Origin of the sequence: Yimella sp. cx-51 (assembly GCF_017654605.1) — a bacterium.
GTDB lineage: Bacteria > Actinomycetota > Actinomycetes > Actinomycetales > Dermatophilaceae > Yimella.
In genome coordinates, this window is sequence record NZ_CP072113.1 from 751,241 (window position 1) to 770,639 (window position 19,399).

Below are 19,399 nucleotides of genomic sequence, written 5' to 3' on the forward strand. Positions count from 1 at the left end.
TGCTTACGCCCGTGAAGGTGGCCCTGTTGTCGGACTGCTACCTGCCCAGACTGGGCGGTATCGAGGTCCAAGTGCACGACCTGGCCCGCAATCTTCAGAAGGCCGGGCACGAGGTGGTCGCCTTCACCGCCACCCGTGAGCCGGGGCAGCGACGCAACGAGCTGGAGATCATCGACGGCATTCCGGTGCACCGACTCGCGATCCCGATGCCGCACGGTCTGCCGATCAACCCCCTCGCCCCGCCCACGCTGCGCCGGTTGTTGCGGGCCGGGGGGTTCGACGTCGCGCACGTGCACATGGGTGTCGTGGCTCCGTTCTCGATGGACTGCGCTCGCGTGGCACTCGACCTCGACCTGCCGACCGCCGTCACGTGGCACTCGCTGCACGCGCGGATGGAGGGCCCGATCCGTCTCGTCGGCTACGTCGCCCGGTGGGCGAAGTCGGGTGCGGCGCTCTCCGCGGTGTCAGGCGTGGCTGCCCAGTCGGTGTCGTCCTTGGCCGGCGTGCAGCACAAGGTGGCGATCCTGCCCAACGGCATCGACACCACCCAGTGGGCGCCTCTACCGCGTCCGCCTCGCGGTGCGGGTGAGCCCATGCGCGTGGTCTCGGCGATGCGGCTGATGGGTCGCAAGCGACCTCTCGAACTGCTCGACATCGTCCACGAGGCGCGACGGCAGGCCCCGGAGGCCGACATCCGCCTCGAGGTGCTGGGGGAGGGGCCGCTGCGTCCGAAGGTCGATGCACGGGCGGCCGAGTTGGGAGGGGACGAGTGGTTCACCGCGCCCGGACGCATGACCCGCACCCAGGTGCAGGAGCGCTACCGACTCTCCGACATCTACATCGCCCCCGCCGAACTCGAGGCCTTCGGCATCGCGGCCCTGGAGGCCCGCACGACGGGCCTGCCCGTGGTGGCTCCGCGCAAGAGCGGCGTCTCGGAGTTCATCGAGCACCGCGTCAACGGAATGCTCACCGGCGACGACGCCGGCATGGCGGACGCATTGGCCCGACTGGCGACCGACCACTCCTTGCGTGTGGCCATGACCGCCCACAACACGGAAGTGCTGCCCAGGGAGTCGTGGCCGAGTGTGGTGCGGATGGTCGAAACCGAATACGTGCGGGCGATCGACCAGCTGCGCTGAGGGTTTCGTCTGGCCGCGCCGTCAGAACAGCCTCGCGGCTTTCGCCTCGGCCGGTTCCTCGAGCTCGAGCAGGAAACGTTTGCGGTCGAGACCCCCTGCATAGCCGGTCAGTGATCCGTCCGAGCCGATCACCCGGTGGCAGGGGATCACGATGCTGATCGGGTTGTGGCCGACCGACCGGCCCACCGCCTGCGCCAGATGCGGGTTGCCCAGTTGCCGCGCCAACTCGCCGTACGTCGTCGTGGCGCCGTAGGGGATCTGTCGCAGCAGCGCCCACACCTGCTCGCTCAACGCGTCCCCGTTCGTGGCCACCGGCACGGTGAACTCTTGACGCTCGCCGGCCGCATAGTCGTCGAGCTGTGCGGTCGCCAGAGCGAGGATCTCGTCGTCGTCGGGCGACACCTGCACCCCGAAGTCGTCCTGTGCGGGTTTCACCCAATGACCGGGGAAATAGATACCGACGATCGCGTCGTCGTCCGCGACGTAGGTCAGCGGTCCCAGCGGACCGTCATGGATGGTGTGCCTCATGTCCGGACAACGGTAGCGAGCGCGCCGAGGTTGATCGGTCGCGTGGGTGCAACCGGCGACGTAACCTGGGCCCACCTGCACTATGAGCTGCGGACCAGCGCCAACGGCACCGCCGTTCGTCCTTCGTTCAACGGGGTTGCCTCGCCGGTGCACAGGGATACTGATGGTTCGGTGACCATGACCAGCGCCAACCACTGCTGAGTCTGTTCACGACGGTGCATGACCGGCTAGTCCCGCTCCATCGGGTCCAGCCGGTTCGACGTGCCGCACGGCGCTGGCGGGCTGACCAACCTGGACGGGCGCGGTCGATGAAGAGTGGCCAACCGGCGGATGATTCAGCGCGATGCCTGACATCCGCGGCGTCGCCGGTGTCTACTGGGGTATGCCCGCCATCCGTCCTGTCGTCGCCGCCTCGTGGCAGCGTTCGACTGCAGCAGGGGTGCAGCCGGCCGAAGCCCAGGCGCCGCTGGTGCTGGCGCGCGCGGCGCTGGACGACTACCGCACCGCCCATCCGCTGTGGCGCGCCATGCCGGTGCTGCACGAGGTGCTGGAGCAAGCAGTGCTCGATTGCGACGCGCTCCTGGCGGTGGCCGACGAGCACGGCCAATTGCTCTTCGTGAGCGGCAGTAGCGCAGCGCGAGATCGAGCCGAAAGGATCGGTTTCGCCGAAGGTTCGTCGTGGGACGAGCGCATCGTCGGCACCAACGCGCCGGGCACGGCGCTGGCGCTGGGGGAGCCGGTGATGGTGCGTCAGGACGAACACTTCCGGGAGGCGGTCCACCAGTGGTCGTGCGTCGCCGTGCCGATTCGAGATCCGTTGTCGGGCGGCGTGATCGGCGCCGTCGACCTCACCGGCGGTGATCACATCATCGTCCCGCAGACCATGGCCATGCTGCGGGCAGCAGCGCGACTGGCAGAGATGGAGCTCATGCGTTCCGGCGTCCCTGCCCAGCGCAGTGCAGCACGCGTGAGTGCGCTCGGAGTCGATTCGGCCGCGTTGGTGATTGGTGATCGCACCATCTCCCTGAGCCCGCGACACAGTGAAATCGTCGCGATGCTCGTGGCTCATCCGCGCGGCCTCACCGGTGACGAGATCGCTTGTGGTCTTTACGAATCCGAGTCCGGGCAGTCGACGGTGCGGGCCGAACTGCTTCGACTGCGATCGGTGCTCGGCGACGACGTGTTGGCTTCGCGTCCCTACCGTCTGACCGTCGATCTCGCCGCTGACTGGACCGACCTCCAGGAGCGACTGGCCAGCGGTGACCTCGAGCAAGCGCTGCGCGCATATGTCGGCCCGCTCCTTCCACACTCGCTCGCCCCGGCTGTCGTCGAAATGCGGGAGGTGTTGCACGAGGCGCTCGCTGCGGCGGTGCGCGCCTGCGGACGTCCCGATCTTCTCGCGTCCTGGACCCGGCAGCCGTGGGCTGCTGACGACGTCCGCGCATGGGAGGCGCTGGCGCAGTTGTTGCCGATGACCTCCCCGATGCGAGCGGTCGCCCAGGCGCACATCCAACGCTTGCTCTGAGCGATGGAACGTTGCAACGTGACTGCAACGTTGAAGTGATTAGCGTCACATGCACGTAGCACCAACCACGATGGGAGCGGCAATGCCCGTGTTCGAGCGTCCCGGCACGTCGGGATCCAACATCAAGGTCGAGCAGCAGTACGGCCAGTACATCGGTGGCGAGTTCGTGCCGCCACGCTCTGGGGAGTACTTCGACAACTACGCCCCGCAGACCGGCGAGGTCTTCACGCGTGTCGGTCGAGGCAACGCCGACGACATCGAAGCGGCTCTCGACGCAGCACACAACGCTGCGGACGCGTGGGGCCGCACCTCGCCGTCGGAGCGGGCCAACATCCTCAACAAGATCGCCGACCGCATGGAGGAGAACCTCCAGGACCTCGCGGTCATCGAGAGCTGGGACAACGGCAAGGCGGTGCGCGAGACGCTCGCCGCCGACATCCCGCTGGCCATCGACCACTTCCGGTACTTCGCCGGCACGCTACGTGCTCAAGAGGGCTCGATCAGCCAGATCGACGAACACACCGTCGCCTACCACTTCCACGAGCCACTGGGCGTCGTCGGCCAGATCATCCCGTGGAACTTCCCGATCCTCATGGCCGTCTGGAAGCTGGCTCCGGCGCTCGCGGCCGGTAACGCCGTCGTTTTGAAGCCGGCCGAGCAGACGCCGTGGTCGATTCTGAAGCTGGCCGAGATCATCGGCGACCTGCTGCCGGCGGGCGTGCTCAACATCGTCAACGGTTTCGGCACCGAGGCCGGTAAGCCGCTGGCGTCCAATAAGCGCATCGCCAAGATCGCCTTCACCGGCGAGACCACCACCGGCCGGCTGATCATGCAGTACGCCAGCCAGAACCTCATCCCGGTCACGCTCGAGCTGGGCGGCAAGTCGCCGAACATCTTCTTCGACAACGTCGCCACCGAGCGGGACGCCTTCTACGACAAGTCGCTCGAGGGCTTTGCGATGTTCGCGCTCAACCAGGGTGAGATCTGCACCTGCCCGTCGCGCGCGCTGATCCAGAGCTCGATCTACAGCGACTTCATCAAGGACGGTGTCGCTCGCGTCGAGGCGATCAAGATGGGCAACCCGCTCGACACCGAAACCACGATGGGCGCGCAGGCCTCCAACGACCAGCTCGAGAAGATCAAGAGCTACCTCGACATCGGTAAGCAGGAGGGCGCCAAGGTGCTCACCGGTGGCGATGTCGCAAAGCTCGGTGGCGACCTCGACGGTGGTTACTACGTCCAGCCCACCGTCTTCGAGGGCGACAACTCGATGCGTATCTTCCAGGAGGAGATCTTCGGGCCGGTGGTCGCGGTGACCACCTTCGACGACGAGGCCGACGCGCTCAAGACCGCCAACGACACGCTCTACGGCCTGGGCGCCGGCGTGTGGTCGCGCGATGGAGCGCAGGCCTACCGGATGGGACGCGGCATCAAGGCCGGCCGTGTCTGGACCAACTGCTACCACGCCTACCCGGCGCACGCCGCGTTCGGTGGTTACAAGCAGTCGGGCATCGGCCGCGAGAACCACAAGATGATGCTCGACCACTACCAGCAGACCAAGAACCTGCTGGTGTCGTACAGCCCGGACGCCCTGGGCTTCTTCTGACAGATGGTCGAAGTCCGCAGGACGAGCTGGCTGACCCGTTCGTCCTGCGGACTTCTGCACTGATCAGTCCTCGCAGCAGCAGCCACCGAAGAACGGAAGTGCACCGATGAGCGATGAACCCATGGTGTCCAGCACCGTCCTGGAACGCGTGGCGTTCACCGACGCCGCCTCCGACATGGTGCGCCAGCTCGCGCAGCGGCACGGCCCGGTGATGTTCCATCAGTCCGGCGGATGCTGTGACGGCAGCGCACCCATGTGTTACCCGGACGGCGATTTCATCATCGGCGATGTCGACGTCCTGCTGCAGGAAGTCGACATCGAAGGGGTCGAGCAGGCTGTGCCGTTCTACATGAGCGAGTCGCAGTACGAGTACTGGAAGCACACCCACCTGACCGTCGACATCGTGCCCGGACGGGGGAGTGGATTTTCCCTCGAAGCCCCCGAGGGCGTGCGTTTCCTGATCCGTTCGCGGATGTTCAGCCAGGAGGAGATGGAGCAGCTGAAACTGTTGTAGGACAGTGAAATCCGCGTGAGAAAGTGGCCTTCGTACGCGCTACGAAGGCCACTTTCTCACGCGGATTTCGGGTGGGCGTCAGTGCCAGCGGGCGGGGTCGATGCCGCCGGGGATGTCGGACGCCTCGTGGTACGGCGTGCGGGTGAGCCGGAAGCTGCCGAGGTCGAGGTAATCGGTTCCGTCCGCGGCGCGGTGGTGGGTGAGCGGCTCGCCGGCGTAGTACTCATCGCGTCCGACCCAGCCGCCTTCCGGACGTGGCGCGAAGCGCGAACCCCGACCGCCGTGCACCGAACGCAGGACGAGTTCACCACCGGACGCCGTCATCACCAGTTCTCGCGGACCCCAGAACCACGTGCCGGTCACTGCGAGTTCGTCAGCGGAACCGCTTGCCGTCCAAGGCGTTTCGTGTCGCGGGTCGAGTTCGTCGAGGCGGGCCAGGAGGTCGTAGCCGAGGTCGAGATCGAAGTTGCCGGTGGTGTTGGTCAGCAGGGTGAATCCGTCGCCGGTGTCGGGGTCGATGCGCAACGCCGCGAGATAGCCGGGCATCGATCCACCGTGGCCGATGAACCGGCGTCCGGACCGGTTGTAGACGTCCAGGCCGAGGCCGTAGGCGCGGGTCCAGGGTGCTCCCGGGGTGTCGTCGACGACGCCGGGCACATGCATCTGGAGTCTGAGTTCGTCGGGTAGGACCTCGCTGGATCCGCGGGCCAGGAAGCGCGCCCAGAGCGCGAGGTCGCTCACCGTCGACCACATCTGACCGGCCGGTGCCATCGCGCGCGAGTCGTGGGTGGGCTCGTGGTGCAGCAGATCGGCGTGTGGATGCACCGCCCATCCGGGCGCGGCGTTGGCTGGTCGGTCGTAGCTGGTGTGGGTCATGCCGAGTGGGTCAAGCAGATCGCTCCGCACCACGTCGAACCACAGCGCACCGCGGAGGCGGGCGACGAGTTCACCGGCCACGGCGTAGCCGATGTTGGAGTAGTGGAAGCGGGCGCCCACCCGGTGCGCTCGGCGGATGCTCGGCAACAACTGCTCCCAGGTGACCCCGTCGCTGCGCTCCCACCACGGCCCGTCGGTCTCGGCGTGCAGACCGCTGGAGTGATTGAGCAACGAACTGACGGAGACCGTGCGCAGCGAGTCGTCGAGCTCCGGCAGATGATCGGTGATCGGGTCGTCGAGCGAGACCAACTCGTCGCGCACCAATTGCATGACGGTCGCGGCGACGAAGGTCTTGGTGATGGAGCCGATGCGGTACGGGGTCTGCGTCGTCGCCGGGGTGCCGTCGGCGCGTGCGTCGAGGTGTCCGACGGCGTCCGACCAGGCGACTTCACCGTCGCGCAGCAGGGCCAGCGCGACCGACGGAGTGCGGTGTCGGCGTTGACGATTCAGCAGTTCGGTGCGCAGCAAGAGGTCGGTGTCCACCGCGCCATCCAACCAGCAACAGGTCGTTACGTGAGGGCGATCCAGTAGCGCCGTTTGTCCCCACGGACGTCCTCCAGCACACCACCGCAACGCTCGATCGTGCGGCGCGACGGCTCGTTGTCGTCGTCGCAGGTGACCAGCACCCGGTCGAGCCCGAATGACCGCGCCTTCTCCAGCGCTGCGGCCAGGGCGTTACTCGCCACCCCACGCTGCCGCGCGCTCGGGCGGACGCCGTAACCGATGTGGCCGCCTTCTTCCAGCAGGAAGTCGTTGAGCTCGAGGCGCAGGCTCAGTGAACCGAGCACCGTCGCCGGATTGGCGTCGTCCACGATCCAGAACAACGCGCACCGGACGAAGCCCTCGGGCGGCTCGGTCAGGTTGGCCTGTTGCTGCCGAAGCCAAGCCTCGAAGCCGTCGTCCGTCGCCAACTCCTCGTCGGTGAAGCCGAAGAGCGAGTAGCCGTGCACGTGCTCGTCGCCGAAGTCCAGACGTGACTCCCACCAGGAGTCGCGAAGGGGTGCGGACGGTTCGACGAGTTGGATCATGCGCTGGACGGTATCCGGCTCGTGGCAGGGCGCGCACCCTGATTTCACCGCTCCTCAGCTGTCAGGTTCCACCCGCAAACGCGGCCTTTGTCGACATCCGCGCTCGTTGCAGCTAGCGCGGATGCGAAGAAGCGCCGCACCTGTCGCTGGAAGGGCCGCGTTTGCGGCGGGGGCGGACAGAGCGGCGGCTCGGCGGGCTCAGCTGTCGGTGCGGCGACGTACTCTTGACCTCGACATGAGCAGCCTTTTCGACGACCTTCCCCTGCCCGGCCTGACGCCTGAATCGGCCGCCCCGCATCGATCGCCCGGCACCACCACCGAGGTCGACGAGCACGGTGTCCCCACGTGGGCCAGCCTCGGCCAGGACGCGCCCGAGCAGCCCCGCGAGCGACCGAACCGTCCGACGATGCGCGATCCGGAGTCGCTGGTCGAAGGGCTCAACCCGCAGCAGAAGGAAGCGGTGCTGCATTCGGGCTCGCCGCTGCTGATCGTCGCCGGTGCAGGGTCGGGCAAGACCCGCGTGCTCACCCACCGCATCGCTCACCTGATGGGTGCTCGGGGCGTACAGCCGGGGCAGATCCTCGCGATCACCTTCACCAACAAGGCCGCCGCCGAGATGCGCGAGCGGGTGCAAGCGCTCGTCGGTCCGGCAGCGAAGTCGATGTGGGTCTCCACCTTCCACTCCGCGTGCGTGCGCATCCTGCGGCGTGAGGCGACGAAGGTGGGGCTGAAGTCGACCTTCTCCATCTACGATGCCGCCGACAGCCAGCGGATGATGGCGATGGTCATGCGCGACCTCGACCTCGATCCGAAGCGTTACCCGCCGCGGTCGTTCAGCCACCAGGTGAGCAACCTCAAGAACGAACTGGTCGACGAGGAGACCTTCTCCAGTCGCGCCGGCGACAACCCGCAGGAGCGGACGCTTGCCGAGGCGTACACGATGTACCAGCGCCGGTTGCGGCAGGCGAATGCGCTCGACTTCGACGACCTCATCATGACGACCGTCCATGTGCTGCAGGCGTTTCCGGACGTCGCCGAGCACTACCACCGTCGGTTCCGGCACGTGTTGGTCGATGAGTATCAAGACACCAACCACGCGCAGTACCAACTGGTGAAGGAGCTGGTCGGCTCGGGCACGGACGATCCGGCGGTCGGTCAGGTGCCGCCGGCCGAGTTGTGCGTCGTCGGTGACGCCGACCAGTCGATCTATGCCTTCCGCGGCGCGACGATCCGCAACATCATCGAGTTCGAAGAGGACTACCCCAACGCCCGCACCATCCTGCTGGAGCAGAACTATCGCTCCACCCAGACGATTCTGCAGGCCGCCAACTCGGTCATCGAGAAGAATCCCGACCGACGTCCGAAGAACCTCTGGACCGACTCCGGCGACGGCGATCGCATCGTCGGTTATGTGGCTGATTCCGAGCACGACGAGGCCGCCTTCGTCGCACGCACCATCGACCAACTCGGTGACGACCACGGGGTGAAGCCGATGGACGTCGCGGTGTTCTACCGCACCAATGCGCAGTCGCGTGCGCTCGAAGAAGTGTTTGTGCGAGTTGGCTTGCCCTACAAGGTGGTTGGCGGCACCCGCTTCTACGAGCGGCGCGAGGTGAAGGACGCGCTGGCCTACCTGCGCGTCGTGTCCAACCCGCTCGACACCGTCAACCTGCGCCGCATCCTCAACACTCCCAAACGGGGTATCGGCGACCGCGCGGAGGCCTGCGTCTCCGCACTGGCCGAACGCGAACGCATCACTTTCATCGCGGCTCTCGGACGCGCGGAGGACGCTCCGGGCATTGCCACGCGTTCAGTGGCTGCGATCGGCAACTTCACCGCGATCCTGGAAGCGCTGCGGATCGAGCGGGAGACCGGCAACGGCGTCGCCAGCTTGCTGGAGGTCATCCTCGACACGTCGGGCTATCTTGCCGAGCTGCGCGCCAGCCACGACCCGCAGGACGAGACCCGCATCGAGAACCTCGCCGAACTCGTCGCTGTCGCAAGGGAATTCGATGAGGCCTACCCCGAAGGGTCGCTCGAAGACTTCCTCGAGCAGGTTTCGCTCGTCGCCGACGCCGACGAGATCCCCGATGGTGACGAGAACGACAAGGGTGTCGTCACCCTGATGACGCTGCACACCGCCAAGGGCCTGGAGTTCCCGGTGGTCTTTCTCACCGGCATGGAAGACGGCACCTTCCCGCACATGAGAGCGCTGGGCGACCCGAAGGAGTTGGAGGAGGAGCGCCGGCTGGCCTACGTCGGCATCACGCGTGCCCGCGAGCGGCTGCACATCTCGCGGGCTGAGGTGCGCTCGGCCTGGGGTGCGCCGCAGTACAACCCGCCCTCACGCTTCCTGGACGAGATTCCCTCCCACCTCATCGACTGGGCGCGGGTGCAGACCACCGGCATGCGCCCCTCGTCCACTCCGGCTGTTGCGCGATTGGCTGCCCGCCCAGGCGTGAAGAGCCCCGGCAACCACCCGATTCCCTCGCTCGACGCGGGCGACAAGGTGAGCAGCGATTCCTTCGGTCTGGGCACCGTCGTCCGCCTCGAAGGCTCGGGCGACCGCACCATCGCCCACATCGACTTCGGCGGCGACTACGGCGTCAAGCGGCTCGCGCTGCGATACGGCAAGGTCGAGAAGCTTTAGGCGTTCCGGCGCCCGTTGATCAGCACATAAGAATCGCCCCGCTCACCAGATCTGGTGAGCGGGGCGATTGTTGCCTCAGATGTCGCGAGTGATCAGAGAAGACCGCGGGCCGACAGCCACGGCACGGGGTTGATCTGCCCGCCGCCGATGAGGATCTCCAAGTGCAGGTGCGGACCGGTGGAGTTACCGGTGCTTCCCACGAACCCGATGACCTGGCCGGCGCTGACGCGCTGCCCCTGGGCCACGGCGAAGCCGGACATGTGGGCGTAGGACGCCTGCACGCCGTTGCCGAAGTCGAGCAGCACACGCATGCCCTGGCCGCCGTACCAGCCGACGTACGCGACAGTCGCGTTGCCCAACGCACGCAGCGGAGTGCCGGTCGGGGCCGACAGGTCGATGCCCTTGTGGTTGGTCGAGCCGATGCCGCCGGGGGAGACGCGGTAACCGAAGCCCGAGGTGAAGATGCCACCGCAGCCTGCGATCGGGCAGGTCCATGCGCCGGTGGTTGCCGGAGCGGACGTGGGCGCCGAGGTGGAGGCGTAGCTGCGGGTCGTGCTCTGGCGGGTGGTGCTCAGGCGGGTCGTTGCGGGAGCGCTCGTCGCGAGCCGGGCGCCCCCGCCCTGGCTGGCGGTGGAGCCGGACGACGCGCTGCGGGTCGGGGCAGCGGACTGCGCCTGAGCAGGCTGCTCGACGTACGTCTTCGCAGTCGTCTTTGCGCCGATCGCGGCGAGCGCGGCACGCTTCTTGGCGTTCGCCTTTGCGGTCGCCGCACGCTTGGCAGCGGCCGCCGTGGCCTTCTTGCGGGCGTCGTTGGCCGACTTCACCTTCGCGTCGACCGCAGCTGAACCACGGGTCGCACTACGCGAGGCCGCTTGCTCAGCGGGGGAGGAGTTCCAGGTGGCCACGGCAGCGGCGGTCTGCAGGGACATCGCGCCGGTCGCGTTCGTCGCACCGTTTGCGGAGTTGACAACGCCAACAGCTACTGCGCCGGCGACGACAGCTGTCGTCGGGATGGCAACTTTGCCGCGCTTGAGCAGCGACGGCGGAGCGTGACGGTGTCGACCTTGGTAACGGGTCAAGGGGGTAACCAACTTCTTTATCCGGGGGTGGACCGCCAGTCACCCTACCGTGACCTTCTCGTGACATTCCAACTGAACCGAGAAACCTGTGAACAGCATCACAATGACCCGCCGTTCGTCGCGGGGTTGTCCACAGCGGGGCGTCGCCTCAGTTTTCACATCAGTCCCAGAGGGCATTCGCGCGATGTTCCTCTGCGTACCCACGTAGGGGGCTGCACGACCGGCGACTAGAGTCACGAACGGAAAATCCCTTTGAGACCAAGAAGAGGATGGATTCCGCGTGGATCTTTTCGAGTACCAAGCGCGCGACATGTTCGAGGCGCACGGAGTGCCCGTCCTGGCCGGTCAGACCGCCACGACGGCGCAAGAAGCACGAGCTGCGGCTGAAGCGATCGGACCCAAGTCCGGCGGCGTCACCGTGGTCAAGGCCCAGGTGAAGACCGGTGGGCGTGGCAAGGCCGGCGGCGTGAAGGTCGCCAAGAACGCCGACGAGGCGGAGCAGTACGCGCAGCAGATCCTGGGCATGGACATCAAGGGCCACACCGTCGGCACCGTGATGATCGCCCAGGGCGCCAAGATCGCGCAGGAGTACTACTTCTCCATCCTGCTCGACCGCACCAACCGCAGCTACCTGGCGATGTGCTCGGTCGAGGGCGGCATGGACATCGAGCAGTTGGCGGTGGAACGTCCCGAGGCACTCGCGAAGGTCAATGTCGACCCCAACGTCGGCATCGACGAGGCCAAGGCGCAGGAGATCGTGCGCGAGGCCGGCTTCGACGCCGAGACGGGCGCGAAGGTGGTGCCGGTGCTGCAGAAGCTGTGGGAGGTCTACCGCGACGAGGACGCCACGCTGGTGGAGGTCAACCCGCTGGTGCAGACCGAGGACGGCCAGATCGTCGCTCTCGACGGCAAGGTGACCCTCGACGAGAACGCCGACTTCCGTCACCCGGAGCACGAGGCGCTGGAGGACAAGGCCGCGGCCGACCCGCTGGAGGCCAAGGCCAAGGCGATGAACCTCAACTACGTCAAGCTCGACGGCAACGTCGGCATCATCGGAAACGGTGCCGGCCTGGTGATGTCGACCCTCGACGTCGTCGCGTACGCCGGTGAAGACCACACCGGTGGCAAGGCCAAGCCGGCCAACTTCCTCGACATCGGTGGTGGAGCCTCCGCCGAGGTCATGGCCAACGGCCTCGACGTCATCCTGAACGACGAGCAGGTCAAGTCGGTCTTCGTGAACGTCTTCGGCGGCATCACTGCCTGTGACGCGGTCGCCGACGGCATCGTCGGTGCTCTCAAGACGCTGGGCGACGAGGCCACCAAGCCGCTCGTCGTGCGTCTGGACGGCAACAACGTCGTGGAGGGTCGCAAGATCCTCGCCGACTTCAACCACCCGTTGGTCACCATCGAAGAGACCATGGACGGCGCCGCCCGCAAGGCCGCCGAGCTGGCCGCGAAGTAAGGGACGCAGACAACAATGGCAATCTTTCTCAACGCTGACTCCAAGGTCATCGTCCAGGGCATGACCGGTTCGGAGGGCATGAAGCACACCACGCGCATGCTCGCCTCCGGCACCAACATCGTCGGCGGCGTCAACCCGCGCAAGGCCGGCCAGAGCGTCGACTTCCCCGGCGACAAGCAGGTGAAGGTCTACGGCTCCGTCCAGGAGGCCATGGACGAGACCGGCGCCAACGTCTCGGTCGTCTTCGTGCCGCCGGCCTTCGCCAAGGCTGCCGTCATCGAAGCCGTCGATGCCCAGATGCCGCTGGTCGTCGTCATCACCGAAGGCATCGCGGTCAAGGACACCGCGGAGTTCTTCAACTACTGCAAGGAGAAGGGCACCACTCGGATCATCGGTCCGAACTGCCCCGGCATCATCAGCCCCGGTGCCTCGAACGCCGGCATCATCCCGGCCGACATCGCCGGCCCGGGCAAGATCGGTCTGGTCTCCAAGTCGGGCACCCTGACCTACCAGATGATGTACGAGCTGAAGGAATTCGGCTTCTCCACCGCCATCGGTATCGGTGGTGACCCGATCATCGGCACCACCCACATCGATGCGCTCGAGGCTTTCGAGGCCGACCCCGAGACCGTGGCGATCGTCATGATCGGTGAGATCGGTGGCGACGCCGAGGAGCGCGCGGCGGCGTTCATCAAGGACAACGTCACCAAGCCGGTCGTCGGTTATGTCGCCGGCTTCACCGCACCCGAGGGCAAGACGATGGGCCACGCTGGCGCCATTGTCTCGGGTTCGTCCGGCACCGCGTCCGCCAAGCAGGAGGCCCTCGAGGCCGCCGGTGTGAAGGTCGGCAAGACGCCGTCCGAGACCGCCAACCTCATGCGCGAAATCATGTCAAGCCTCGGCTGACCGAAGCTCAGCCGAGTAGGCGAGAGGTTGAGGAGACCCCGCGAGCGTGCTCGCGGGGTCTTCTCACGTTTCGAAACCTGCCTCCTTCACCGCCCCTCGGCGCGCCTGTCTGACGACCGGCCCTCGCCGCGCGACGATGGCAGACGATGAGCCTGCTCGACCGCGTCGCCCCGACCTCCGTCCGACCTTCCCGCCCCTCCGGCGCGGGTGGGTCGTTGCTGCGTTCGTTCGGGTACGGGCTGATCGCACCGGTGGCTTTCGGCCTGCTGTTGCTCGTGCCCGTGCTGGCCGGATGGACGCTCGACCCGCGCACCTCCACGCAGTGGTCGGACGCGCTGGCGATGGCTTCCACAATCGTCGGGTTGTCGCTTCGTGGCTCGATCTCCGTGCCGCACAACGGAATTGAGGGGCTCCACTTCGCCCCGATGATGCTGACCGGGCTGTTCGTCGCGTTGGTGCGATGGGCACATCGTCCGGTGCAGCATGCGCTCGACGACGAGGGCGCTGATGGTTCCACCCAGCAGTATTCGGCCCTGACCTTCGCCGGCGGAGTGCTCGTGGCGAGCGTCGCGGTCGCGGGCCTTTCCTCGACGGGCCCGGCCCCGGTGACGCTGTGGACAGTTGTGCCCGGAGCGTTGCTCGCCGCGCTGGCAGGTGTGGCCTGGAGCATCTGGCGCGACGGTGACGGGGTCGACCTGCCATGGTGGACCCACGCCGCTGACCGTTTGCATCTCAACGTCCGACGCGGCCTGCGGCCGGCCCTGGAATCGGTCGGGCTGTTGTTGCTCGCCGGCACGTTGCTGACCTTCGCCCTGGTGATGATGCAGTTGGACCGCGTCGGCAAGGTCGCGGCTTTGCTGGACGTGAGTGGAAGTGGCGCCGCCCTGTTGTGGCTGGCGCAGGCGATGGCGCTGCCCAACCTGGTGATGTTTGCGCTCTCCTGGACATCCGGTGCGCCCATTGCGCTGGGAGCCGGCCACCTCACGACGTCCGAATCGACCGTCACGACGCTGCCGAGCGTCCCGGTGTTGGGAGCGTTGCCCGAGCCCGGAGCGCTGCCCGGCTGGGCGGCCGCCGCAGTGCTCGTGCCGATGCTGGTCGGTGGTTACCTGGGTTGGCGTTCGACGGCCGCCATGCCGAAGCTCACCCATCTGGGGCGCAAGCTGCAGGTGGCCGCCTCCGGCTGCGCGATCGCCGTGGCGGTCTTCGCAGTGCTCATCTGGTGGAGCCGCGCAGGCATTTCACCCGGCGCCCTCGATCTCTTCGGCCCGAGCCTGTGGACGATCGTCCTGTTGGGCTGCGAACTGACCTTCGGCGCTGCCGTGGCGACCACGGCCGCACACTTCCTGCGTCGCCGTCGCTGAACCGACGGGCCGCAGGATCGCGCGGGTCAGTTCATCCAGGGGGTCGCCGGTTCGCCGTCTGACTGCAGGCGCACCGGGATGACCTCGTCGCGCACCCCCTCGATCGGCGGTGGGCTCTGGAGGCGCGCGATGGCGTCCGGGACGGCCCGCCGCACTTGCTCGTAGGGCTGGTCGCCACCCTCGGGCTGCCAGTGGTCGATCTGCGCCTTCAGCACCTCGAGCGCGCGGGTGCGCAAGAAGTCGGTCTCGTGGGCCACTGCGGACTCGTGGACGTCGGCGGGCTGCGCCGCAGCAGCTTCGGTCGCCACCAGGTGGGCCTTGATCGGGTCGAGGGGGAGCACGCGGGGTGCGTCCGTCTCACTGCCCGACTGCAGGCTCCTCGGCTCGCCGACACCCGGCGCCTGGGCCGGGTCTTCCGCAGGCACGTCGGCGTCGTCGTGGTTCGGGCTCGCTGAAGCACGTTCGAGTGCTTCGCCGTATTCAGTCAGCGCGCGTCCGGTGTCGTCCAGTGAGTCGAGCAGCTGCTTCAAGCGTCCGCAGACTTCGGCGCTTCGACCAGCAAATTCCTTCAGCTGGTCGGTCGGCAACTGCGTGATGACATTCGCAGATGCCGTCAGCACGTTGACCCGCTGGCGTTCCAGGGGCCCGGTGAGGCGGGCATAGGTCTGGGCGATCTCACGGATCCGTGTTGCATCGGCAGCCGCGGCCGCCGGGTCGAGGGGTGCGCGGGTCATGCGCTGTCACGCTCCACGAGGTCAGCGAGGGAGGTGACGAAACCGACGAGGTCGCACAGGCTGTCGGCGATGCCATCCGCGGCTCCGGAGAGCACCTGGGCAGCGTGCTCGATCATGTCGTCCAGTTCACTGTCGGAAAGATCGGAGGACGGTGCGCGCAGATCGGCCGCGGCGTCGTGCAACAGGGTGCGCGAGCGATCGAGCACCTGTGCCTGCGCACGCAATTCGCTCGCGTCCGTGGACAGCGGGTCACCGACGGTCATGGTGGTCCTTTCGGCTCCTGGAGCCGGGTGATGAGGTCGTTCGATCTGTTCGCAGAGCCTACGTACTGCAAACACGCCAGTGGGGCTTTAGCCCGCTGTGGGACCGCCGATGATCACGCGCCGACCCTCGATCCGAAAGCCTTCGCGGGCCAACCTGCCCACCTGCTCCACCAGTTGAGGTCGCTCGGCCTGCTTGATGCGTTCGGTCAGGCTGTCGACGGTGTCGTCGTCCTCGACCGGCACGACACACTGGGCAACGATTGCTCCGGTGTCGACGCCTGCGTCGACGACGAAAAGCGTTGCGCCAGTAAACTTCACGCCGTACGCGAGGGCATCGCCCGGCCCGTGGATCCCGGGAAAACTGGGCAGCAGCGCGTTGTGGCTGTTGAGATAGCGTCCGCCGAATTCCGCCAGGAAAGCCTCGCCGACGAGCTTGAGGAAGCCGGCCGATACGACCAGATCAGGGGAGTGCTGCGCCACCGCCTCGGTGAGTGCGGCGTCCCAGCTGTGCCGGTCGGCGTAGTCGCGCGTACGCACCACGAAGGTCGGCACCCCTGCCTGCTCGGCGCGCTCCAGCCCAAGGACGCCGGGACGGTCGGCTCCCACCGCCACGACCTGGACGCCGTACGCGGGGTCGCGGCTGGCCTCGAGCAGGGCCTGGAGCAGCGAACCGGAGCCGGAGAGCAGGACGACGACGCGGGCGGGGGAGTTCACCCGCCCGAGGTTACCGGCAGCCTCAGGTGGCGCCCCCGCTACGCTTGCCACCACACGACTGGCGCAGGTGGGTGACCACCAGGGAGTGACTGGATCGTGGATCGATCGCCTGGGTCCACATCGCACGTAGAGCGACTTTTCAGGAGTGTCATGTCCGTCGATCAGCGTCCGATCAAGCGCGCCCTCGTCTCCGTCTACGACAAGACCGGACTCGAAGACCTGGCCCGTGGGCTGCACGAAGCCGGCGTCGAACTCGTCTCCACCGGTGGTTCGGCCGCGCTCATCGAGAGCCTCGGCCTGCCAGTGACCAAGGTGGAAGACCTCACCGGATTCCCCGAATGCCTGGACGGCCGGGTCAAGACGCTGCACCCGCGCGTCCACGCCGGCATTCTGGCCGATTCCCGTAAGCCGGAGCACGTCGCGCAGCTCGACGATCTGGGCGTGGAGCCATTCGACCTCGTCGTCAGCAATCTCTACCCGTTCACCGAGACGGTGATGTCGGGCGCGTCCGCGGACGAGTGCGTGGAGCAGATCGACATCGGCGGACCGTCCATGGTGCGTGCGGCCGCCAAGAACCACCCGAGCGTCGCGATCGTCACTGACCCCTCCTCGTACGGCGATGTGCTGCAGGCGGTGCGGACCGGTGGTTTCACCCTCGAACAGCGCAAGCGGCTCGCCGCCCAGGCTTTCGTCCACACGGCCACCTATGACGTGCAGGTCGCGTCGTGGATGGGGAGTGTGCTCACCGACACCTCTGACGGTGAGGGCTACCCGGCGTGGATCGGCGCCACCTGGAACAAGCGTCAGACCCTGCGCTACGGCGAGAACCCGCATCAGTCGGCAGCGTTGTACGACAACGGTTTTCAGCCCGGCGGCCCGGGGCTTGCCCAGGGTGAACTGCTGCACGGCAAGGCCATGAGCTTCAACAACTACGTCGATGCGGACGCCGCCTACCGAGCGGCCTACGACCATGGCGACCAGCCGACGGTTGCGGTCATCAAGCACGCCAACCCCTGCGGCATCGCCGTCGGCAGCGACATCGCGCAGGCGCACAGCAAGGCGCACGAGTGCGACCCCGTGTCGGCCTTCGGTGGCGTGATCGCCACGAACGGCCCGGTCACCAAGGCGATGGCCGAGCGGGTGAAGGACATCTTCACCGAGGTGGTCGTCGCCCCTGACTTCGAGCCGGAAGCCCTCGACATCCTCACCGCGAAGAAGAACATCCGGCTGCTCAAGGTGCCCGCGCGGCGGGCAGGTGGCGACATGCGCCACATCTCTGGCGGGATGCTGCTGCAGGAGGGCGACGCGGTGGACGCCAAGCTCACCGATGAGTCGGGCACCGTGACCGGTGGCGACGACGCCGCCCACTGGCGGCTGGTGAGCGGCGACCCGGCCGACGAAGCGACGCTGGCCGACCTGCAGTTCGCCTGGCGCGCAGTGCGTGCGGTGAAGTCGAACGCGATCCTGTTGGCCAAGGACGGCGGTTCGGTCGGCATCGGTATGGGGCAGGTCAACCGCGTCGACTCGTGTCACCTCGCGGTCAACCGGGCCGGGCAGGAGCGGGCGCGCGCAGCAGTGGCCGCCTCGGACGCCTTCTTCCCGTTCGCCGATGGCCTGCAGGTGCTGCTCGACGCCGGCGTGAAAGCCGTTGTCGCACCTGGCGGTTCGATGCGTGACCAGGAAGTGATCGACGCCGCGAATGCTGTCGGCGTCACGATGTACTTCACCGGTACCCGCCACTTCGCGCACTGACTCTCCGGACGTCCGGCAAACAAACACCTACCTGGCAGGATGGGTCAACGTGACCGCAATCGTGATGGACGGCAAGGCGACACTGCGCGCGATCAAGGACGAGCTGCGTGTGCGGGTCGATGCGCTCAAGGCGCGCGGGGTCACCCCCGGTCTCGGCACAGTGCTGGTGGGCGACGACCCCGCATCGCACTGGTATGTCGGCGCCAAGCACAAGGACGTCGCCTCGATCGGCATCCGGGGTTTCCGACGCGACCTGCCCGCATCGGCCACACAAGCCGAGGTCGAGGCGGTCATCGACGAATTGAACGACGACCCCGAGTGCACCGGCTTCCTGGTGCAGCAGCCGACCGGACTCGACGAGTTCGCGTTGCTGTCGCGGGTCTCCCCGGAGAAGGACATCGACGGGCTTCACCCGATGAACCTCGGCAAGCTCGTGCTCGGCAAGAAGGGTCCGCTGCCGTGCACGCCGCTCGGTGCGATCGAACTGCTGCGGCGTTACGACGTGCCGATCGACGGGGCGAATGTCGTCGTCATCGGTCGCGGGCTCACCGTCGGGCGTCCCCTGGGTCTGTTGCTCACGCGGCGATCGGAGAACGCCACAGTCACGTTGTGCCACACCGGAACACGTGACCTCGCCGAGCATGTGCGCGGCGCCGACATCGTGATCGCTGCGGCCGGCGTCCCCGATCTGATCACCAAGGACATGGTGAAACCGGGCGCGGCGGTCATGGACGTCGGTGTCAGCCGGCGCGAGGGCAAGATCGCCGGTGACGTCTCACGCGACGTCGAACAGGTGGCCGGCTGGTTGACGCCCAACCCCGGGGGAGTGGGACCGATGACGCGAGCGATGCTCCTTTCCAACCTGGTGACGATCGCCGAACAGCAGGCTTCGTGAGACTCCCGCCGCTGGGCGCTGCGTGGTGGCTGCTGGTCGCCTGCACCTTCGTGTCGCTCGCAGTGGCCGTGGGTGGCAGCCTCCGCCTGGGCGGTTACCTGCTTGCAGCCACTGCGGGCCTCGGCGCAGCCCTGCGGCTGGTGCTGCCCGAGTCGTCGGCCGGCGCAATCGTCGTCCGCAGCAGGTCGAAGGATTTCCTCATCTACGCGGTGCTGGCCGGTTGCTTGTTCACCGTCTTCGCGGTGCTGAAGCTCCCAGCCTGAGCACACGCAGAGGGCGCCCCGACCACCATGGTCGGGGCGCC

Annotated in this window: 18 protein-coding genes; 11 read left to right on the forward strand and 7 right to left on the reverse strand. The window is 67.2% G+C overall.

Features of this window, described 5'->3' with window-relative positions; all coding sequences use genetic code 11:
* Positions 1-11 precede the first annotated feature (11 nt).
* Positions 12-1,139: a glycosyltransferase family 4 protein gene (locus J5M86_RS03590; RefSeq protein WP_244328464.1), complete on the forward strand. Its 1,128-nt coding sequence runs from the start codon at positions 12-14 to the stop codon at positions 1,137-1,139.
* Positions 1,140-1,160: 21 nt separating this feature from the next.
* Here J5M86_RS03590 and J5M86_RS03595 read toward each other — a convergent pair whose 3' ends face one another.
* On the reverse strand, positions 1,161-1,667 hold the full coding sequence (locus J5M86_RS03595) for a methylated-DNA--[protein]-cysteine S-methyltransferase (RefSeq protein WP_188061609.1): 507 nt from the start codon (positions 1,665-1,667) through the stop codon (positions 1,161-1,163).
* A 343-nt stretch (positions 1,668-2,010) separates the two neighbouring features.
* On the opposite strand from J5M86_RS03595, the gene J5M86_RS03600 reads away from it, so the two are divergent.
* The 3 genes from J5M86_RS03600 (at position 2,011) to J5M86_RS03610 (ending at position 5,312) form a co-directional block, all read left to right on the forward strand.
* On the forward strand, positions 2,011-3,192 hold the full coding sequence (locus J5M86_RS03600) for a GAF domain-containing protein (RefSeq protein ID WP_244328465.1): 1,182 nt from the start codon (positions 2,011-2,013) through the stop codon (positions 3,190-3,192).
* Positions 3,193-3,274: 82 nt separating this feature from the next.
* Positions 3,275-4,798: an aldehyde dehydrogenase gene (gene adh, locus J5M86_RS03605; RefSeq protein ID WP_188061608.1), complete on the forward strand. Its 1,524-nt coding sequence runs from the start codon at positions 3,275-3,277 to the stop codon at positions 4,796-4,798.
* 106 nt (positions 4,799-4,904) lie between these two features.
* Positions 4,905-5,312 (forward strand): DUF779 domain-containing protein, encoded by a 408-nt coding sequence (locus J5M86_RS03610; protein WP_188061607.1) that lies wholly within the window; start codon positions 4,905-4,907, stop codon positions 5,310-5,312.
* 78 nt (positions 5,313-5,390) lie between these two features.
* Here the strand turns inward: J5M86_RS03610 and J5M86_RS03615 are convergent, their stop codons facing one another.
* Together J5M86_RS03615 and J5M86_RS03620 are read right to left on the reverse strand one after the other, a co-directional pair.
* Positions 5,391-6,731 carry a serine hydrolase gene (locus J5M86_RS03615; RefSeq protein WP_188061606.1) on the reverse strand — a complete coding sequence of 447 codons (1,341 nt, stop codon included), beginning with the start codon at positions 6,729-6,731 and terminating at the stop codon, positions 5,391-5,393.
* A 26-nt stretch (positions 6,732-6,757) separates the two neighbouring features.
* The gene (locus tag J5M86_RS03620; protein ID WP_188061605.1) at positions 6,758-7,276 is read right to left on the reverse strand and encodes a GNAT family N-acetyltransferase; all 519 of its coding nucleotides are present in this window, start codon (positions 7,274-7,276) and stop codon (positions 6,758-6,760) included.
* A gap of 235 nt (positions 7,277-7,511) precedes the next feature.
* Between J5M86_RS03620 and pcrA the strand changes: the two genes are divergently transcribed.
* Positions 7,512-9,926, forward strand: a complete 2,415-nt coding sequence (gene pcrA / locus J5M86_RS03625) for a DNA helicase PcrA (RefSeq protein ID WP_188061604.1) — start codon at positions 7,512-7,514, stop codon at positions 9,924-9,926.
* 92 nt (positions 9,927-10,018) lie between these two features.
* Here the strand turns inward: pcrA and J5M86_RS03630 are convergent, their stop codons facing one another.
* Positions 10,019-11,005 carry a M23 family metallopeptidase gene (locus tag J5M86_RS03630; RefSeq protein ID WP_188061603.1) on the reverse strand — a complete coding sequence of 329 codons (987 nt, stop codon included), beginning with the start codon at positions 11,003-11,005 and terminating at the stop codon, positions 10,019-10,021.
* A gap of 280 nt (positions 11,006-11,285) precedes the next feature.
* On the opposite strand from J5M86_RS03630, the gene sucC reads away from it, so the two are divergent.
* From sucC to J5M86_RS03645, 3 genes are all read left to right on the forward strand, one after another.
* The gene (sucC, locus tag J5M86_RS03635) at positions 11,286-12,467 is read left to right on the forward strand and encodes an ADP-forming succinate--CoA ligase subunit beta (RefSeq protein WP_188061602.1); all 1,182 of its coding nucleotides are present in this window, start codon (positions 11,286-11,288) and stop codon (positions 12,465-12,467) included.
* A gap of 15 nt (positions 12,468-12,482) precedes the next feature.
* Positions 12,483-13,373 carry a succinate--CoA ligase subunit alpha gene (sucD, locus tag J5M86_RS03640; protein WP_188061601.1) on the forward strand — a complete coding sequence of 297 codons (891 nt, stop codon included), beginning with the start codon at positions 12,483-12,485 and terminating at the stop codon, positions 13,371-13,373.
* Positions 13,374-13,519: 146 nt separating this feature from the next.
* On the forward strand, positions 13,520-14,737 hold the full coding sequence (locus J5M86_RS03645) for a DUF6350 family protein (protein ID WP_188061600.1): 1,218 nt from the start codon (positions 13,520-13,522) through the stop codon (positions 14,735-14,737).
* A 26-nt stretch (positions 14,738-14,763) separates the two neighbouring features.
* Here the strand turns inward: J5M86_RS03645 and J5M86_RS03650 are convergent, their stop codons facing one another.
* The 3 genes from J5M86_RS03650 to purN all read right to left on the reverse strand — a co-directional run bounded on the left by J5M86_RS03650 (position 14,764) and on the right by purN (position 16,448).
* Complete coding sequence (locus J5M86_RS03650; protein WP_188061599.1) at positions 14,764-15,471, reverse strand: hypothetical protein; 708 nt, start codon at positions 15,469-15,471, stop codon at positions 14,764-14,766.
* Positions 15,468-15,734: a hypothetical protein gene (locus J5M86_RS03655; protein ID WP_188061598.1), complete on the reverse strand. Its 267-nt coding sequence runs from the start codon at positions 15,732-15,734 to the stop codon at positions 15,468-15,470. Before J5M86_RS03655 ends, J5M86_RS03650 begins: the two co-directional genes overlap by 4 nt.
* An 87-nt stretch (positions 15,735-15,821) precedes the next feature.
* Positions 15,822-16,448, reverse strand: coding sequence for a phosphoribosylglycinamide formyltransferase (gene purN / locus J5M86_RS03660; protein WP_188061597.1), 627 nt, complete (start codon positions 16,446-16,448; stop codon positions 15,822-15,824).
* A 150-nt stretch (positions 16,449-16,598) separates the two neighbouring features.
* Between purN and purH the strand changes: the two genes are divergently transcribed.
* The 3 genes from purH to J5M86_RS03675 are packed head-to-tail and all read left to right on the forward strand — an operon-like array spanning position 16,599 to position 19,358.
* Positions 16,599-18,200 (forward strand): bifunctional phosphoribosylaminoimidazolecarboxamide formyltransferase/IMP cyclohydrolase, encoded by a 1,602-nt coding sequence (gene purH, locus J5M86_RS03665; protein WP_188061596.1) that lies wholly within the window; start codon positions 16,599-16,601, stop codon positions 18,198-18,200.
* Positions 18,201-18,249: 49 nt separating this feature from the next.
* Positions 18,250-19,095 carry a bifunctional methylenetetrahydrofolate dehydrogenase/methenyltetrahydrofolate cyclohydrolase gene (locus J5M86_RS03670; protein ID WP_188061595.1) on the forward strand — a complete coding sequence of 282 codons (846 nt, stop codon included), beginning with the start codon at positions 18,250-18,252 and terminating at the stop codon, positions 19,093-19,095.
* Positions 19,092-19,358, forward strand: a complete 267-nt coding sequence (locus J5M86_RS03675) for a DUF3017 domain-containing protein (protein WP_188061594.1) — start codon at positions 19,092-19,094, stop codon at positions 19,356-19,358. Before J5M86_RS03670 ends, J5M86_RS03675 begins: the two co-directional genes overlap by 4 nt.
* Positions 19,359-19,399: the final 41 nt, after the last annotated feature.

What these genes read in the sequence shown, in the direction of transcription:
- sucD (WP_188061601.1), top strand. Translation starts at nt 12,483, where the DNA reads ATGGCAATCTTTCTCAACGCTGACTCCAAGGTCATCGTCCAGGGCATG.
- J5M86_RS03610 (WP_188061607.1), top strand. Translation starts at nt 4,905, where the DNA reads ATGAGCGATGAACCCATGGTGTCCAGCACCGTCCTGGAACGCGTGGCG.
- J5M86_RS03595 (WP_188061609.1), bottom strand. Translation starts at nt 1,667, where the DNA reads ATGAGGCACACCATCCATGACGGTCCGCTGGGACCGCTGACCTACGTC.
- pcrA (WP_188061604.1), top strand. Translation starts at nt 7,512, where the DNA reads ATGAGCAGCCTTTTCGACGACCTTCCCCTGCCCGGCCTGACGCCTGAA.
- J5M86_RS03645 (WP_188061600.1), top strand. Translation starts at nt 13,520, where the DNA reads ATGAGCCTGCTCGACCGCGTCGCCCCGACCTCCGTCCGACCTTCCCGC.
- adh (WP_188061608.1), top strand. Translation starts at nt 3,275, where the DNA reads ATGCCCGTGTTCGAGCGTCCCGGCACGTCGGGATCCAACATCAAGGTC.
- purH (WP_188061596.1), top strand. Translation starts at nt 16,599, where the DNA reads ATGTCCGTCGATCAGCGTCCGATCAAGCGCGCCCTCGTCTCCGTCTAC.
- J5M86_RS03600 (WP_244328465.1), top strand. Translation starts at nt 2,011, where the DNA reads ATGCCTGACATCCGCGGCGTCGCCGGTGTCTACTGGGGTATGCCCGCC.
- J5M86_RS03620 (WP_188061605.1), bottom strand. Translation starts at nt 7,276, where the DNA reads ATGATCCAACTCGTCGAACCGTCCGCACCCCTTCGCGACTCCTGGTGG.
- J5M86_RS03655 (WP_188061598.1), bottom strand. Translation starts at nt 15,734, where the DNA reads ATGACCGTCGGTGACCCGCTGTCCACGGACGCGAGCGAATTGCGTGCG.
- J5M86_RS03650 (WP_188061599.1), bottom strand. Translation starts at nt 15,471, where the DNA reads ATGACCCGCGCACCCCTCGACCCGGCGGCCGCGGCTGCCGATGCAACA.